The sequence below is a fragment of the Acinetobacter sp. YH12094 genome (genome assembly GCF_013419295.1).
GTDB lineage: Bacteria > Pseudomonadota > Gammaproteobacteria > Pseudomonadales > Moraxellaceae > Acinetobacter > Acinetobacter amyesii.
In genome coordinates, this window is sequence record NZ_VPAK01000011.1 from 13,570 (window position 1) to 29,717 (window position 16,148).

General features: G+C 40.2%; 14 protein-coding genes. 8 read left to right on the forward strand and 6 right to left on the reverse strand.

What is annotated here, in order from left to right:
• Positions 1–4 precede the first annotated feature (4 nt).
• Positions 5–916, reverse strand: coding sequence for a LysR substrate-binding domain-containing protein (locus FTU34_RS09755; protein ID WP_180035625.1), 912 nt, complete (start codon positions 914–916; stop codon positions 5–7).
• A gap of 102 nt (positions 917–1,018) precedes the next feature.
• Between FTU34_RS09755 and FTU34_RS09760 the strand changes: the two genes are divergently transcribed.
• Positions 1,019–1,870, forward strand: coding sequence for a pirin family protein (locus FTU34_RS09760; RefSeq protein ID WP_180035624.1), 852 nt, complete (start codon positions 1,019–1,021; stop codon positions 1,868–1,870).
• A gap of 94 nt (positions 1,871–1,964) precedes the next feature.
• On the opposite strand, the gene FTU34_RS09765 is transcribed toward FTU34_RS09760, so the two are convergent.
• A complete protein-coding gene (locus FTU34_RS09765) occupies positions 1,965–2,948 on the reverse strand; it encodes an alpha/beta hydrolase (protein ID WP_257226273.1) in 984 nt (327 codons plus the stop codon).
• 335 nt (positions 2,949–3,283) lie between these two features.
• On the opposite strand from FTU34_RS09765, the gene chrA reads away from it, so the two are divergent.
• Positions 3,284–4,522 (forward strand): chromate efflux transporter, encoded by a 1,239-nt coding sequence (gene chrA / locus FTU34_RS09770; RefSeq protein ID WP_180035622.1) that lies wholly within the window; start codon positions 3,284–3,286, stop codon positions 4,520–4,522.
• 34 nt (positions 4,523–4,556) lie between these two features.
• Here chrA and FTU34_RS09775 read toward each other — a convergent pair whose 3' ends face one another.
• Positions 4,557–5,669, reverse strand: a complete 1,113-nt coding sequence (locus FTU34_RS09775; RefSeq protein ID WP_180035621.1) for an AAA family ATPase — start codon at positions 5,667–5,669, stop codon at positions 4,557–4,559.
• A gap of 142 nt (positions 5,670–5,811) precedes the next feature.
• On the reverse strand, positions 5,812–7,227 hold the full coding sequence (gene sthA / locus FTU34_RS09780; protein ID WP_078190237.1) for a Si-specific NAD(P)(+) transhydrogenase: 1,416 nt from the start codon (positions 7,225–7,227) through the stop codon (positions 5,812–5,814).
• Positions 7,228–7,433: 206 nt separating this feature from the next.
• Here sthA and lipA point away from each other — a divergent pair, with 206 nt between their 5' ends.
• From lipA to FTU34_RS09795, 3 genes are all read left to right on the forward strand, one after another.
• On the forward strand, positions 7,434–8,447 hold the full coding sequence (lipA, locus tag FTU34_RS09785) for a lipoyl synthase (protein WP_180004941.1): 1,014 nt from the start codon (positions 7,434–7,436) through the stop codon (positions 8,445–8,447).
• 412 nt (positions 8,448–8,859) lie between these two features.
• Positions 8,860–11,373 (forward strand): acyl-CoA dehydrogenase, encoded by a 2,514-nt coding sequence (locus FTU34_RS09790; RefSeq protein WP_180035620.1) that lies wholly within the window; start codon positions 8,860–8,862, stop codon positions 11,371–11,373.
• Positions 11,374–11,532: 159 nt separating this feature from the next.
• Positions 11,533–11,919: a carboxymuconolactone decarboxylase family protein gene (locus FTU34_RS09795; protein ID WP_005008801.1), complete on the forward strand. Its 387-nt coding sequence runs from the start codon at positions 11,533–11,535 to the stop codon at positions 11,917–11,919.
• Positions 11,920–12,023: 104 nt separating this feature from the next.
• Here the strand turns inward: FTU34_RS09795 and FTU34_RS09800 are convergent, their stop codons facing one another.
• On the reverse strand, positions 12,024–12,281 hold the full coding sequence (locus FTU34_RS09800) for a hypothetical protein (protein ID WP_078191893.1): 258 nt from the start codon (positions 12,279–12,281) through the stop codon (positions 12,024–12,026).
• Positions 12,282–12,467: 186 nt separating this feature from the next.
• A complete protein-coding gene (locus FTU34_RS09805) occupies positions 12,468–13,646 on the reverse strand; it encodes a S1C family serine protease (protein WP_180035619.1) in 1,179 nt (392 codons plus the stop codon).
• Positions 13,647–13,815: 169 nt separating this feature from the next.
• Between FTU34_RS09805 and FTU34_RS09810 the strand changes: the two genes are divergently transcribed.
• The 3 genes from FTU34_RS09810 to FTU34_RS09820 all read left to right on the forward strand — a co-directional run bounded on the left by FTU34_RS09810 (position 13,816) and on the right by FTU34_RS09820 (position 16,081).
• On the forward strand, positions 13,816–14,574 hold the full coding sequence (locus FTU34_RS09810; protein ID WP_180035618.1) for a Nif3-like dinuclear metal center hexameric protein: 759 nt from the start codon (positions 13,816–13,818) through the stop codon (positions 14,572–14,574).
• 156 nt (positions 14,575–14,730) lie between these two features.
• Positions 14,731–15,357, forward strand: a complete 627-nt coding sequence (locus FTU34_RS09815) for a superoxide dismutase (protein ID WP_078192384.1) — start codon at positions 14,731–14,733, stop codon at positions 15,355–15,357.
• A gap of 259 nt (positions 15,358–15,616) precedes the next feature.
• On the forward strand, positions 15,617–16,081 hold the full coding sequence (locus FTU34_RS09820) for a hypothetical protein (RefSeq protein ID WP_180035617.1): 465 nt from the start codon (positions 15,617–15,619) through the stop codon (positions 16,079–16,081).
• Positions 16,082–16,148: the final 67 nt, after the last annotated feature.

The following is a 16,148-nucleotide window of genomic DNA, read 5'->3' on the forward strand; positions in this document are numbered from 1 at the left end:
CAAATTACGGATGATCTATATCTAAGGCCTTAAAACCTGAAATCAAATGGTCTAACATCGCACGCACACCCGGCAGCATGCCTTGTCGTGTCGCGTAGGCAACATGGATGACCCCTTGCGGCAATTGCCATTCAGGAAATAGCTCTATTAACTCACCACTTTTTAAAGCATCACGTACAAACACTTTGGGCAAAGATGCGATTCCTACGCCAGAAAGAGCAGCCAAAATCATCGCACTAAAACTGTCAGTTCTTAAGCGTGGATGAAATTCAATTTGTTGGGTTTCACTTTTTTCACGATGTCGGAAATCCCAAAAATGTTTAGGTCGGTCAAAACCAATACACGGAAAATTTTGAATCTCAGCCAATTGCTGTGGAATTTCACGCTCGAAGAAAAGTTGTGGCGATGCCACCAAAACATGATCCCAAGCATCTAAATCTCGAACGATCAAATCACTATCCAATAAAGGCATATTACGCACACGAATGGCTAAATCTACGCCTTCCTCGATAACATCAACCCGATGATTGGTCGCCATCAGATGCACACTGATGTCTGGATATTGCTGCATAAAATCGGTGACCATTTTGGCAACAGGCATTTCCACCAAAGCCACAGGACAAGAGATTTTAATTTGGCCACAGAGTTGGTCATTCAATGTACTAAGCACAAAGTTTTCCGTTTCGCTGACTTCCTCTAAAATTTTTAAGCAATGCAAATAGAACTGTTGTCCTATTTCAGTTACTGTAAATTTACGCGTATTACGCTGAATCAGACGCACCCCCAAACGGGTCTCTAATTCTGTTATACGGCGTGATAGCTTAGATTTTGTAATACCCAATGCTTCACTGGCTTTGGTATAACCTTGGTATTTCACCACTTGCACGAAATAGTAATAGTCATTTAAATTTTGCATGATTGTTTCATTTTTAGAATAATCTGTTGAGTTTTTCGCCCTGTCATTCCCTCACTATACCTCAATAATAGATCTCAGAAGCAATAAATTGAGGGCTGAATTATGAATTCAATCAAACGTGTTTATCATAGTGATCGTAGTACTTGGGTGGGCGATGGCTTCCCAACAAACTCTATGCTCCCTATGCAAGAAATGGGCAATCAAACCAGTCCATTTCTCGTTATGGGCTATACCGGCCAATATCACTTCTCTCCAAGTCATCATCAACGTGGTGTTGGATCACATCCACATCGTGGCTTTGAAACAGTAACCATTGTTTATGAAGGTGAATTAGAGCATTTTGACTCTAAAGGAAATCACGGCAGTATTGCCAAAGACGAAGTGCAATGGATGACCGCAGGTCGAGGCATTATGCATGAAGAACACCATTCTAAAGATTTTGCAAAAACTGGCGGAAATTTAGACATGGTACAACTTTGGGTCAATTTACCTCGTCATGCCAAAATGACTGAACCTCGCTATCAAGAACTGACTAAAGCCAATATTGCTGAAGTAAAGCTTGCACAAAATGCTGGCGTGGTACGCGTCATTGCTGGCCAATTCGAAGATACATTGGGCGCCGCTGAAACCTTTAGCCCGATGAATGTATTGGATGTGCGCTTGAATGCAAATGCTGAACAGGAATTTTCATTCAACCCACAGTGGAATAACATGATTTTTGTATTAAGTGGGGCGATCGAAATTGAAGGTCAACGCTTTGATGCGAAACAGACTTTATATGTGAGTGACCAAGTATCGTCCTTGAAACTTAAATCTTTTGAAGCAACCAAACTGCTTATTTTAAGTGGCGAAGCTTTAAATGAATCGATTGCGGCACATGGACCATTCGTCATGAATACTGAAGATGAAATACGTCAGGCATTTTATGATTTTCAACATGGTCATTTTGCTTAAATATTTCCACGATAAAGTCCCAATAAAAAAACCGCCTTCTGGCGGTTTTTTTATATCTATGTTGGTATGAATTACGCATCACGCTTTCAACAGATTATTGCGTGACTTTTTGATAAAACGCATCTATTGCATTGACCATTTGCTCAAGTCCCGGCTGTTCCAAAGGATAATGTCCTGCATTTTTCAACAGCACGACATCGACTGGAACTTGATGAATCCGTGCTAAAAATGGCTGACTTAAAGCCAAAGGCGTCCAGCGGTCTTGTTCAGGCTGCGTTAGTAAAATTGGGCAGACATCAAACTGCTCCGGTGGCGTGTCATTTTTATAATATAAATACGAATCTAGAAATTTAACCGATACACTATTCCCAGCTGACGTTTTATCTTTTAAAAAGACCTGCAATGCTGCGTCATTATTCACCAAGCGATGCATTTTACTTACCCACCGCATCGGCATTGGCAATGCTGAAAATGGTGTATGTGCTGTCACATGAGCCAGTGGGCTGCCCACGCGGCTCATAAATTTATTCAAAGAGACTTGATCACGCACAGTTTTATTTGAAGTGTCTAGAAAGGTCATACCGACGATACCTTTCACCTTTTTATTTTTTGCCGCCACGTGATAGGTCAACATACCACCTGCACTAAGCCCATACAAAACGATAGGACGATAATCTTTTTGTAGCTCGGCTTCAATGAGGTCATTACCTGCTTGAACCCAATCATCATAACGAATTTTTGAGCCCTTTTTGACTTGGGTGAGGCCATAACCGGGCATATCAATAGCGATAGTTTCATAGCCACGTTGTGCCAAAGAATAACCCAAAATCATCGACATTTGTCGACCATTTGTTCCCACACCATGAAACAGAATCACCTTCACTTTTGCCTGTGGATTCCGATAAGTATCTAAGTGAACAGTATGACCCTGCCAACTCCACCACTCTTCTTTGGGTCGCTGCGTTTCTGTTAAATGGTATTCTTTGGGTAGATAGTGCTGAATGCCCTGCCAACTGTTTTGATCTGTATAACTTGCTAATGCTTGTGTAGCCGGTAGCTGATCATCTGCAAATGCCATGATTGAAAGTAACGATGCAATGCCACTCATCAACCACTTCAATAAAGCGCTCAAAATTTCTGATAAGGTGTCTGATTTTGGAGAAGTCATTTTTAGACAATTTTTTATGTGTATGTGCTGATGCTAATCAGCGGCGGAAACCGACGCCATGTGCATGTGGGACAGCACTATGTCACTTCGTCCAATTATCTTTTTCCCTGCTAAGCACTTCAAAATATTTTTGAAGCAGGATTTACATACTCCTGCAATAATCAGCCTTTAAGATCTTTTAACTTTCATAATTTTATCCTTTAGAAATTCATAACCTTACTTTTGATTTTAAATATTGGTAACGCATGAGCCAGTCCAAACCACAACGAAACCTTGTCATCTTTCTCACCTTTTTAAGATTAGGGTGTATTGCATTTGGTGGACCTGCGGCACATTTGGTGTTGTTTTTTCAATATTTTGTGAAACAAGAAAAATGGATAACAGAGCATGAATATGCGCATTTGCTTACCTTGGCTCAAGTCCTTCCAGGCCCAACCAGTAGCCAGCTAGGCATGGCGATTGGATTTCAACTCAACCGCTATCAAGGTGCTTGTTTTGCATGGTTAGGATTTACTTTACCTTCAGCCCTGCTGATGTGTGCCGCGGCCACTTTAAGTATAAAACTCAGTAATCAACTCTCAACTTTATTCTTTCATGTTATTCAGTTAATTGTACTAGCCGTTGTTGCATGGGCATTTTGGCAAATAATGCGAAGCTTCTGTAAAACAAAATTTCAGTATCTAGTCATGCTTTTAGCAGCATTTTTTATTTATTTCTTTCAATTTTCTTTAAATCAAGTTTTGGTGATTTTATGCGCTGCAATTATCGGTTTAGTTTTATCGTCAAATCAATTACACAGCCAAAAGCCAAATATCGCCGAAACAGTTCCACCCAAACATGACAATTTTAGCCAGAATGCACATGAAAATACTCGCACCTCTTGGCTATGGCTTCTCGCCTTTATCAGCCCTTTTTTCGTTCTGCCATTCTTCGATATACAACATAGCAATATATTGGCTTTCAGCTTAGAAAGTTTCTACCGCACAGCATCCCTCGTCTTTGGTGGTGGACATATTATTTTGCCATTTTTACATCAGGACTTTGTCTCTACAGGACTGATCAGTAATGAAAATTTTGACTTAGGCTATGCCCTTGCACAACTCATGCCGGGACCTTTGTTTAGTTTCGCCGCCTATCTCGGCACACTTTTACCCATGACTGATGTGCTACTCTTAAATGCTGTACTCGCGACTGTGGCGATATTTTTACCATCATTTTTATTATTGTTTGGCTTATTACCGTTTTGGAATAAGTTGATGAAATACCCGATGCTTTTTGGCACCTTAAAAATGATCAATGCGGCTGTCGTCGGTCTATTACTGTGCCTACTATTTCAAATGGGCCAGAAATACATCATTCAATGGACGGACTTTATATTTGTTGCCGTCGTTATTGCTTTACTTCGCAGCAAGCTGCCAGTCTGGTTTAGCTTAATAAGCAGTTTTATCGGCTATTATGCTTTTTTAACTTTTCTACCTTTTTAAACTTAAGCAAAAAAACTATAGCTAAAGGAATAATCTAATCCTCATCGATTAAGCTTGCGCCCTTGACCACGGTCTTCCCCTCGACTTGATCTAGTTGATAATGCTGCACATCACTATACTGTTTGATCATTTCAACCAGTTCATTGGAATGTGTGATCAACCAAAGCTGCGTATAGCGACTTGCTTCGGCAATCAGCATCGCCAAGGCAGGTAATAAATCGGGATGTAAGCTATTTTCAGGCTCATTCAGTGCCATGAAATTTGGGGGTCTAGGACTCAATAAAGCCACAGCTAAACACAAAAATCGTAACGTCCCATCTGAAAATTCTGCACTTTCTAAAGGTCTTAAGATCCCTTGCTTTTGCATCATCATTTGAAAGCGCCCTCCCATTTCCTGCACATAAAATTGGGTCTGCGGAAAAGCTTTTTCTAGTACTTCAAACAAGGTTTCACTGTTGCCACGCTCACGTAAAGTTTCAAAAGCCGCAGCTAAATTTGTACCATCATGCGCTAAAACTGGCGAACGAATGCCCACCTGTGGGACACGGATCGGTGAATTTCCACTGACAGAAAACTCATGATAAAAGCGCCAGTTTTTCATGGTCTCACGCACTTGTGAAACTTCGGGGTATAAATGTGGATCGGACAATTGTCCAAACACCGACTCTTCAGGTGTTAAAGACATCGGATAAGCAATCCGTTCTTCATCAACATTTTTAAGAAATGCCGCTTGGTTGGTTCTCTCTAACAACTCGCTCATTTTTCGACGTTGATAACCGCTTAACCAAATTCCTTCTACTTTGACCAAAGGATCGAGTGCAAACAAGGTGATGAGCGGTTCAGGAAAACCTATTTCAAGTTGATATTCATAATGCTCCATCTCCACTGCAAGCTTCATGCGCTTAGGGTCTTTCGATCGATCACCCGCACGGTGACCACCTGCCCACATGATTTTTTGAATCCCGCCCTCATTTGCAATAGCTTGGGATAATTGGCCATTTGCAGCTTCATGCAGGAGACGTACAGCTTTATATAGATTGGATTTACCACAACCATTCGGACCACTGACAATATTCAGACGCGACAAGGTCAGACTCATATGATGAATAGATCGAAAACCTTGAATAGTCACTGAACGGATCGTCATGGGTTACCTAAAATGAGTTGAAAATGCTGATGATTATGAGTTGATTGACTGTATATTTTGTATGCACTTTATTCTACCCATAAAAAACCCGCAAGCCGAAACTTACGGGTCTTTCATTGCACATTCTAAGTTCAATTTAACCTTAGAATAAGCGGTTCATACCGTTCAATGTTGCAACACGGTACGCTTCCGCCATTGTCGGATAGTTAAATGTGGTTTCTACGAAATATTTAATCGTATTGTTCGGGCTGTTCATCACGGCCTGACCAATGTGAATAATTTCCGCAGCATTATTACCGAAGCAATGAACACCTAAAATTTCTAAAGTATCACGATGGAACAAGATTTTAAGCTCACCCACGGTGTCGCCCGTAATTTGCGCACGTGCCAAATGACGGAAAGATGCCTGACCCACTTCATACGGAATTTTTTCTTCTGTTAACTGTTGTTCAGTTTTACCAATCGAAGAAATTTCAGGAATCGTATAAATACCTGTCGGAATATCCGTTACAGGTGCAATTCCTTCTTCACCGCTCATGTTAGAACCAGCACAGCGACCTTGGTCATATGCAGCAGATGCAAGTGAAGGCCAACCGATTACATCACCCGCAGCAAAGATATTCTCTACTTCAGTTTGATATTGATCATTCACGGTTAATTGACCACGGCTGTTTGGTTTAATACCTACATTTTCTAGGCCTAAACCATCTGTATTACCAGAACGGCCGTTACACCACAAAATCGCATCCGCTTTAATTTTCTTACCACTTTGCAAGTGAAGAACCACATGATCATCATGTGTTTCAAGATGATCAATCTGTTCGTTGTGGCGAATCAGTACACCCTGCTCACGTAAACGATATGACAATGCATCTGAGATTTCATCGTCTAAATAGCTGAGTAATTTGTGCTGTGTATTGATCAAATCCACTTTGTGGTCTAGACCAATAAAGATAGACGCATATTCACAACCAATCACACCTGCACCATAAATGATGATTTTTTGGATTGAATAATCCAGATCCAAAATTTTGTCTGAATCAAATACGCGAGGATGATTAAAGTCTAAAGCAGCTGGACGGTAAGGACGTGAACCTGTTGCAATCACTAATTGCTGGAATACTAAAGTTTCCGTCATACCTTCATTGCTAAAAATCAAAACAGTGTTTTGATCTTGGATATACGCACGGCCGTGGAAAATATCAATTTTATTACGGTCATAAAAACGTGAATGCGTTTCAACTTGTTGTTGAATCACTTTATGCGCATTACGTAACACCTGTTTCATCGTGAACTGTTTCCATTCACCGACTTTTTGGAACATAGGGTCACGTTGGTAACGTAAAATGCTTGAAACGGTCTGACGCAATGCTTTACTTGGAATTGTTCCTACATGGGTACAGTTACCACCAAGCTGTTCACGCATATCTACAATAGCAACTCGCTTACCTGATTTAGCAAGTTTCATTGCAGCGCCTTCACCCGCAGGGCCAGAACCCAGAACTACCGCATCGTATTTCACGAAAGTTCCACTAACGACCTCTTTCTTACGTGGCATTCAACGCTCCTTTACAAATATTCTTTAATCTAGGCTGTATTATGACGTATATCCTAACTTTTTTGGATATTTAGCTCACATATATTATGTGATAACCACATTTATTATATGAATATCGTTTTCCCCCTATTTAAGCTCAAGTCCGCTATAATGATCGAGCTAATTTTTTGAATATCTCCTTGTCAAAAACAGTGGAAAAGTTGAATATGTCTGAGAACCGTAAACCTGTACAGGGTGTAAAACTTCGTGGCGCAGAAAAAGTCGCTCGCATACCTGTGAAGGTCGTGCCAACGGTTGAAACGCCTCGTAAGCCTGACTGGATTCGGGTCAAAATGGCTGCCCCTGATGAAGTTCAACGTATTAAAACAACTTTACGCGCACAAAAATTACATACCGTGTGTGAAGAAGCGGCTTGCCCGAACTTACCTGAATGTTTCGGTGGCGGTACTGCAACCTTTATGATTATGGGCGATATCTGTACTCGTCGTTGCCCATTCTGCGACGTTGCGCATGGTCGTCCCAATGCTCTTGACCCAGATGAACCACGCCATATGGCAGAAACCATTGCCAATCTTGGTTTGAAATATGCCGTAATTACGTCGGTCGACCGTGATGACCTAGTTGATGGCGGCGCACAGCACTTTGTTGACTGTATTAAAGAAGCTCGTGACTTGAGTCCAAAAACACTTTTGGAAATTCTAGTTCCTGACTTCCGTGGTCGTATGGATGTTGCCCTTCGTATTATGACGGAGTGTCCACCTGATGTGTTTAACCACAACATTGAAACCGTGCCACGTTTGTATAAAGCAATGCGTCCGGGTTCTGACTACCAACACTCTCTAAACTTATTAAAAATGTTTAAAGAATACTGCCCAGATGTTCCAACCAAATGTGGTTTGATGGTCGGTATTGGTGAAACTGAAGAAGAAGTGATCGCGTTATTAGACGACTTAAAAGCACACGATGTTGACTATGTCACCATTGGTCAGTACTTACAGCCCTCTAAAGAACATGCACCGATCGATCGTTTCGTTACACCTGAAGAGTTTGATCGTTACACAGCACATGGTCAAAAGCTTGGTTTCAAAAACATTTGGGCTGCACCAATGGTCCGTTCTAGCTACTTTGCTGACCGTCAATACTATGGTGAGCCAGTACCTGCGGTACGTCGTAAAACTGATCCTGCAAAGAAAATTGCAGTTCAAACGATTGAAGCTTAATCACGCAAAGATTTAAAACATCGCAAATTAAAGCCCTCATTGATTGAGGGCTTTTTTTGTGGCTTTCACACACTCAGCCTAATTCGTTTCCCAATATAAGATCTTTCGAAAATTGTCCGTTCCTTAAACGTTATCCAATATATCGAATCATCCAAGTTTACGTAATGTGACATTTCTTTGCCCGATAGGGATTGTGTTGTGATTATTTATTAATCAATCTATTGATAACACTTTATTTGCGCTTTCATTATATTCGCGCAATTGTCCAATCATACTCACCAGCCGAGTGATGCCATTTTGACAGTCTCATGCACTTTAAAATCAGAAAGACAAAAGATGAGATCATTTTTAAACGCATGTAGGCTGTTTTAAACGCATAACGCTCTGGCCCTTGTCACTGGAGCCATAACAAATGCTATTTATACTCAGTGCAGTACTCTTTATTTTTGCTCTTTGGGCCGTTTTTTTCTTTGAACTTTCACGAGCTGTAGGCGCAATAACACTGATATTTGTTTCAATTGCACTCGCTTTTTTAACCCCATGGTCATTAATACTTGGCATCCCTCTTATTGCTTTAAGTTTAGTAATGTTGATTGACCCACTGCGGCTCAATCTGCTCACCAAACCTGCCTATAAATCCTTAGCAAATGCGATGCCGAGTATGAGTACTACGGAACGTGAAGCATTGGATGCAGGAACAAGTTGGTGGGAAAAAGAGCTATTTATGGGCGCTCCTGATTGGAAAAAATTTGAGGCTTATCCCTACCCTCAGCTCAGCGCTGAAGAACAATCTTTCATTGATAATGAAGTTGAACAACTTTGTGCCATGCTCAACGAGTGGGATATTCACCATAAACATAAAGACCTTCCACCAGAAGCATGGCAATTCATTAAAGATAATGGTTTCTTAGGACTAGTGATTCCAAAATCGTATGGAGGGCGTGAATTTAGTTCATTTGCACAAAGCCGTGTCATGAGCAAAATTGCATCCCGATCACTGACTGCCGCAGTCAGTTGTATGGTGCCCAACTCGCTTGGACCGGGGGAATTGCTTCTACACTATGGTACTGAAGCACAAAAAGACCGATATCTCCCAGGCCTTGCCAAAGGTGAAGAAATTCCATGTTTTGGACTCACCAGTCCTGAAGCAGGTTCGGATGCAGGCGCTATTCCAGATACAGGGGTCGTCTGTTATGGCACCTTTGAGGGACAACAAGTGCTCGGCTTAAACATGAATTTCTCTAAACGCTGGATTACCCTTGCACCGATTGCCACTGTCATTGGTCTGGCATTTAAGTTATACGATCCAGATGGCTTATTGGGAGATAAAAATAAAACGGAATATGGCATCACCTGCGCGCTGCTACCGGCGAGTCATGACGGTGTCGTTACAGGTCCACGTCATAATCCAGGCTCTCCGTTTATGAATGGTACAGTTGAAGGCAAAGATGTCTTTATTCCCTTAGACTGGATCATTGGAGGGATTGAAAATGCCGGCAAAGGCTGGCGTATGCTGATGGAATGTTTAGCGGTTGGTCGTGGCATTTCACTCCCCGCTTTGTCAACGGCAGCCGGAGAAATGGCATATTTAAACGTCGGGGCATTTGCCAAAGTTCGTCAGCAATTTAAAATTTCTGTAGGTAATTTTGAAGGTGTACAAGAAGCTTCGAGTGATATCGCATCAGACGCTTATATGCTTGAAGCATTTCGCTATTTGGTGACTTGTGGTTTAAACCAAGGCGGCAAACCTGCTGTAATGACTGCAATGGCCAAATACTATGCCACTGAAACCATGCGGAAAGTGGTGAATCATGGCATGGACATCGTCGGTGGACGTGCCGTGCAAATGGGACCTCGTAATTTTTTAGCTTTGAATTATCAGGCCATTCCTGTGTCAATTACTGTCGAAGGTGCCAATATTCTAAGTCGCTCTCTGATGATTTTTGGACAAGGCTCAATGCGGTGCCATCCATATTTATTTGAAGAGCTACAATTACTTCAAGCCGAAGATAAAAACGCTGCACTCAATACATTCAATGAAATGCTCTTTAAGCACTTAGGCTATACCTTTAACCGAACTGCACGTGCCTTTGCTTATGCGTTCACAGGTGGCCCATCAGACTCACCAGCTTCAGCAGATGAATTTAGCCGCCCCTACTATAAAAAAATTAATCGATTCAGTGCCGATTTCGCGCTGACTGCAGATATGTGTCTTGGCCTATTAGCCGGCGATATTAAACGTAAAGAAATGCTCTCTGGACGACTTGCAGACATTCACTCTTATTTATTTATCGCGACAGCTATTCTTAAATATTATGAACAAGGTCAAAGAAGTGAAGCTGAACAATTACATGCGCAACTTGCATTAGATAAAGCTTTGTACAATGTTGAAGAAGCTTTCCATGGCTTATTTGACAACTTCCCAATGCGACTAGCAGCAAGTGTAGTAAAAATCATCTGCTTTCCGTTTGGACGAGTTGTTGCCAAACCGACAGACCGTTTAAAACGTGAAGTTGCCACTCAAATGATGCTAGACAATACTTTCCGCCAAGAACTGAAAAAGCACGTGTATTACAGCACAGCAGCAGATGAAGTTTCTGGTCGTATGGAAAATGCCTTTTTACAACTGTTAAAAATTGAACCGCTGTGGAACCAATTTAAAAAAGCTGAATCTAAAGGTCAATTCAAAGGTTTAACTTTTGAAGCACATATAGCCGATGCAATTGCACAAAAAGTCATTACAGCCTCTGAAGCTGAACAGCTCAGCACTTACAACATTCAACGCTATGACAGCATGCTCACAGATGTATTTGACATGCAGCTCATCCACGAACTTGAGCTATCCAATCCACATTTAACCATTGCACCAGAAGTGAAAAAGCAACAACACACCGATGATGAACCAGAAGCATTTCTGCGTTATTAATCAACTTCTTCATCGATTTTGAGCTTAATTTTTCTCAAAATAAAAGCCATTCCACTGTTAAACAATGGGATGGCTTTTTTATACGACCATCAGCCAATGGTATCGCAGAGTCAAAGGTATAGGCTGTACTGCAAAATTACATCACAGAGGGTTTGCTGCATGTCACAACAAGATTATGAAAATGGCTTAAAAGTTCGTACTGAAGTTATGGGTGAAAGTTTCGTTAAACGTGCTCAAGACAATACCGTGCCATTTACTCAACCTTTGCAAGATTGGATTAATGAGCATGCATGGGGTTCAACTTGGCAGCGTGAAGGCGTTTTACCCCGTAAATATCGCTCACTGATTACTATTGCATTTTTAACAGCACAAAAAAGTCCGACAGAACTCAAAGGTCATGTCCGAGGTGCTTTAAATAACGGGGCGACTGTAGAAGAAATTCAGGAAGTATTACTTCATAGTTTGCCATATTGTGGTGCACCAGCGACTCAAGAAGCCTTTCGTGCGGCGCTTGAAGTCATTAACGACTATCAAAAATCTGAATAAGATACTGCGTTATAAAACAGTTTTAGAAAACTACGCTTAGCGTGGTTTTCTAAAGGGTTTCATCTTGTTTTTAACTTACGACCTTAAATGCAGTGAATCCCGAATCAAATCCAGTAGACATTAAAATTATAGAAGAATTCATTCACTTCAAATCGAACTTGATATCCCAATTCTGTAAGCTCAGCAGATAAACTTCGAATCTCTTCTAAAGCTAAATGCTTGGGTAAAACCGTAAATACGGCGGTATTCCCCTGTTTGGCATTTTCCTCAATCAGCAAAGCCAAACGTGTCTTATATAAGGCGATATCTAAATTGGCTTGACTGGATAAAACTTTGGCATGTTCAGCGGGTAAAAAGCTCATATTCTTATACGCTTATCTGATTATTATTGCTTATAAATTAAGCCAAATTCAGCAAAGCGTGCAATGCATTTTTGTAATTGATATTTCAATTTCAAAGCGCATTGTTTGGCGCAAACGAAGCTCTTCAAAGCGATATACAAAAAAAGGAACTCAAAAAAAATCCCTCATGAAGAGGGATTTTCTATGCTAGCGGGGTAATGGAATATATTGCGAGTCACTGTTTTGAGTTTGCAGTTTACGCTCTCCCACTTGTACCGGCAATGTCATCGCCTTTCCGTCTCGCTCAATGTCAATTTGCATAGTGCTCAATGGCGCTTGTTGTGCAACGTAGTTGATTAAATGCGAAGTCGAGGTAATCAGCTCATTATTCACTTTCATGATTTTATCACCACGTTTTAAACCTGCTTGTGCTGCAGGCCCATTACGAATGACATCTGCGACAATCACACCATTCACCCGTGGATCTAAAATATTTTCTTGTTTAATTGGAAGTAAACTAATACCTAACCAACCACGAACCACTCGCCCATCTTTTAAAATAGCGTTCAATACTTGTTGACATACTTTTGCAGGAATGGCAAAACCAATCCCCAAAGAGCCACCTGACTGCGAGAAGATCGCGGTATTTACACCAATTAAGTTCCCTGCAACATCAATTAAAGCACCACCAGAGTTGCCGGGGTTGATCGCAGCATCTGTTTGAATAAAGTCTTCGTAAGTGTTGATTCCCAAATCTGAACGACCTGTAGCTGAGATAATCCCTTGCGTAACCGTCTGACCCACGCCAAAAGGGTTACCAATCGCTAGGACGACATCACCGACTTCATTGCCACTTAGCTTAAATGGCAAAACCGGTAATTGACTCATTTCAATCTTAATCACAGCTAGGTCTGTATCTGGGTCTGTACCCACAACTTTCGCTTCAGCACGACGACCATCATGTAAAGCCACAACGATCTGATCGGCCTGTGCGATCACGTGGTTATTCGTCAAAATATAGCCATCTGGACGAACAATCACACCTGAACCTAAACTATTTTCGTTTTGATTGGTTTGATCTGGAAGTTGATTACCAAAAAACTCACGGTAAACCGGATCATTTAATAAAGGATGATCCAATTGTTTCACTTTTTGCGTAGTGAAAATATTGACAACCGCTGGCGCAGCAACTTTTACCGCAGCACTATACGAAACTACACCGCCTGTACGCGACGTATCAATGAGGGGCTCAACCTTTTCTGCAGGCATTTTAACCCCATCTGGGGCAATGGGTGCTTTAGGTTTTTGAACCTGTTGCCATGTAAAGAAACCGATGATCACAAGTATTAATAATACCCAAGGTAACCATGTAAAGGTCCGACGCACGTCTATATCCTCTAAATTTTATAATTCATTGATGGCTAAATAATTTATATCGTATTGTAATGTAATATTTTCAACAAACTTAAAAATAAACACAGAGATTTGTGATTCTTTAGTTACAATTTAAACAATCGTAAATTTTGATGCATCTTTTTGAGATTTTGGACAGTATATGGCTCAGTTAAGTGAAATTATTCAATGGTGTGACAGCACACTCAAAGCACATGAATTTAAGGACTATGCTCCCAACGGCTTGCAAATTGAAGGCTCAGCAGAAGTGCATAAAATTTTATGCGCAGTTACCGCATCACAAACAGCGATTGAAGCCGCGATAGCAGCAAAAGCTGATTTGCTATTGGTACACCATGGTTATTTTTGGAAAGGTGAAGCTTACCCAATCACAGGTATGCGTGGCAAACGCATCAAAACCCTGATCAAAAAAGATATTTCATTAGTTGGCTATCACTTACCTTTAGATAGTCACCCTATTTTAGGTAATAATGCAGCGATAGCAGATTTGCTCGAATTAGAGAATATTGAAGCCTTAGATCCTACTGAGCGCAATCCTATTGGTAATGTTGGTTATTTAAAACAAGCCATGACTCCAGCGGCGTTTAAAGACTTCGTTTCTGAAAAATTAGGATTTGATGCCATTCACCTACCGGCAGATAAACCATCGATTCAAAAAATTGGTTTGTGTACGGGTGGCGCACAAGACTTTATTGGCAAAGCCGCTGCATTAGATTGTGATGCGTACATTTCAGGTGAAGTGAGTGAACGTACTTTTTACGAAGCTGAAGAATTAAATGTGCATTATTATGCATGTGGACATCATGCAACTGAAAGATATGGTGTACAACGACTCGCAAAAGCTATTTCAGAACAGTTCAATATTGAGTATAGTTATTTCGAATTAAACAACCCGATTTAATTTAAATCGTCTTGGTCTTTGGCTCAGTCCTTATACGTATATTTTCAGGCTTTATTCTGTATTGTTATTTATAAGCAATGCGCATTTTACTGCAAGAATCTATTACAATAACGGCACTTAATGTCAAAACCCAGCAAAATGCAAGGAATTGAAAACATGACAACGATTACTTTACCAGCGTTACCTTACGGTTACGAAGATCTTGCTCCGCACATCAGCAAAGAAACTTTAGAATACCATCACGACAAACACCACAATACTTATGTGGTTAATCTAAACAAAGCAATTGAAGGTACTGACCTTGCTGGCAAAACTTTAGAAGAAATCATCACTGCTGTTAAAGGCGATGCTTCTAAAGCTGGTATCTTCAACAATGCAGCTCAAGTATGGAACCACACATTCTACTGGAACTGTATGGCTAAAAACGGTGGCGGTAAAGCTACTGGCGCTTTAGCAGCTAAAATCGACGAAGCTTTCGGTTCTTACGAAAAATTCGCTGAAGAATTTGCAAATGCTGCTGCAACTCAGTTCGGTTCAGGTTGGGCTTGGTTAGTTGCTGACGAAGTAAACGGTAACCTTTCTATCCTTAAAACTTCAAATGCTGACACTCCACTTGCTCACGGTAAAGTTGCAGTGTTGACTATCGACGTTTGGGAACATGCTTACTACATCGATTTCCGTAACGCTCGTCCTAAATACATCTCTACTTTCTTAGAAAGCCTAGTGAACTGGGACTATGCAAACGCTAAATATGCAGGTCAAGCTGCTGGCGTTGAAAAATAAGTTTTAAAACTTATTTTAAAGCATAAAAAATCACCCTTTTAGGGTGATTTTTTATGCTTTAAATATCATACTGCCACAACAAACAATATTACACAAAAGAATGAATCAAGAGCCATTACTAATCATAAAAGCAAAATATACCAAAATATTAGTGATGTTTATCTTTATCACTATAATCCAGTATGTGAGTTACTCTTATGTTCAAGAATCTATTAAATATAGCATTAATTCAGCACTAATACTGACTGGATTATCAATTATGGAATTCGTCTTAATTTTACTTATCATCAAAAATGGACTGCCACAAATTAGATTTTTCGAAAGTCATTGTATAATTCAACTTTATATAATGAAAATTCAGTTTAACTATGATCAAATAGAAAGCATATCCATTAACAACACAAAAAGTCACTACAAACTATTACCTGTCGGTAATGAATATTTATTAAGGATTGTATTCAAACACAATCAAAATCTTTTTAATCTACTCCAAAACACCATTAAACCTGTTATGTCTTTTTCTAAATTTCATTTAGATACCTTCGCAAACCATCAAATTTTAGAAATATATTTATTATTCCAAATTATAATTCCTGTAGATCAAGAGAAACGCATAACTACGCTTAAAAATTTAAATCTACAAAATTTGACGATAAAGCAAATCAGCAACCTAGATGATATAAAAAACTTCAAAAATAACCGCTATTTAAGAAAAAATTTCTAGACTTGAACAATAAAAAAACATTCAAATAGTCATTTCATCAAATCTGCTTGACCACTTTAAAATTCAT

Bases quoted from the DNA above. Each gene is read 5' to 3' on its own strand.
- chrA (WP_180035622.1), top strand. From the start codon at position 3,284: ATGAGCCAGTCCAAACCACAACGAAACCTTGTCATCTTTCTCACCTTT.
- FTU34_RS09775 (WP_180035621.1), bottom strand. From the start codon at position 5,669: ATGACGATCCGTTCAGTGACTATTCAAGGTTTTCGATCTATTCATCAT.
- FTU34_RS09795 (WP_005008801.1), top strand. From the start codon at position 11,533: ATGTCACAACAAGATTATGAAAATGGCTTAAAAGTTCGTACTGAAGTT.
- FTU34_RS09820 (WP_180035617.1), top strand. From the start codon at position 15,617: ATGGAATTCGTCTTAATTTTACTTATCATCAAAAATGGACTGCCACAA.
- lipA (WP_180004941.1), top strand. From the start codon at position 7,434: ATGTCTGAGAACCGTAAACCTGTACAGGGTGTAAAACTTCGTGGCGCA.
- FTU34_RS09790 (WP_180035620.1), top strand. From the start codon at position 8,860: ATGCTATTTATACTCAGTGCAGTACTCTTTATTTTTGCTCTTTGGGCC.
- FTU34_RS09765 (WP_257226273.1), bottom strand. From the start codon at position 2,948: ATGGCATTTGCAGATGATCAGCTACCGGCTACACAAGCATTAGCAAGT.
- FTU34_RS09815 (WP_078192384.1), top strand. From the start codon at position 14,731: ATGACAACGATTACTTTACCAGCGTTACCTTACGGTTACGAAGATCTT.
- FTU34_RS09800 (WP_078191893.1), bottom strand. From the start codon at position 12,281: ATGAGCTTTTTACCCGCTGAACATGCCAAAGTTTTATCCAGTCAAGCC.
- FTU34_RS09755 (WP_180035625.1), bottom strand. From the start codon at position 916: ATGCAAAATTTAAATGACTATTACTATTTCGTGCAAGTGGTGAAATAC.
- FTU34_RS09810 (WP_180035618.1), top strand. From the start codon at position 13,816: ATGGCTCAGTTAAGTGAAATTATTCAATGGTGTGACAGCACACTCAAA.
- FTU34_RS09760 (WP_180035624.1), top strand. From the start codon at position 1,019: ATGAATTCAATCAAACGTGTTTATCATAGTGATCGTAGTACTTGGGTG.
- sthA (WP_078190237.1), bottom strand. From the start codon at position 7,227: ATGCCACGTAAGAAAGAGGTCGTTAGTGGAACTTTCGTGAAATACGAT.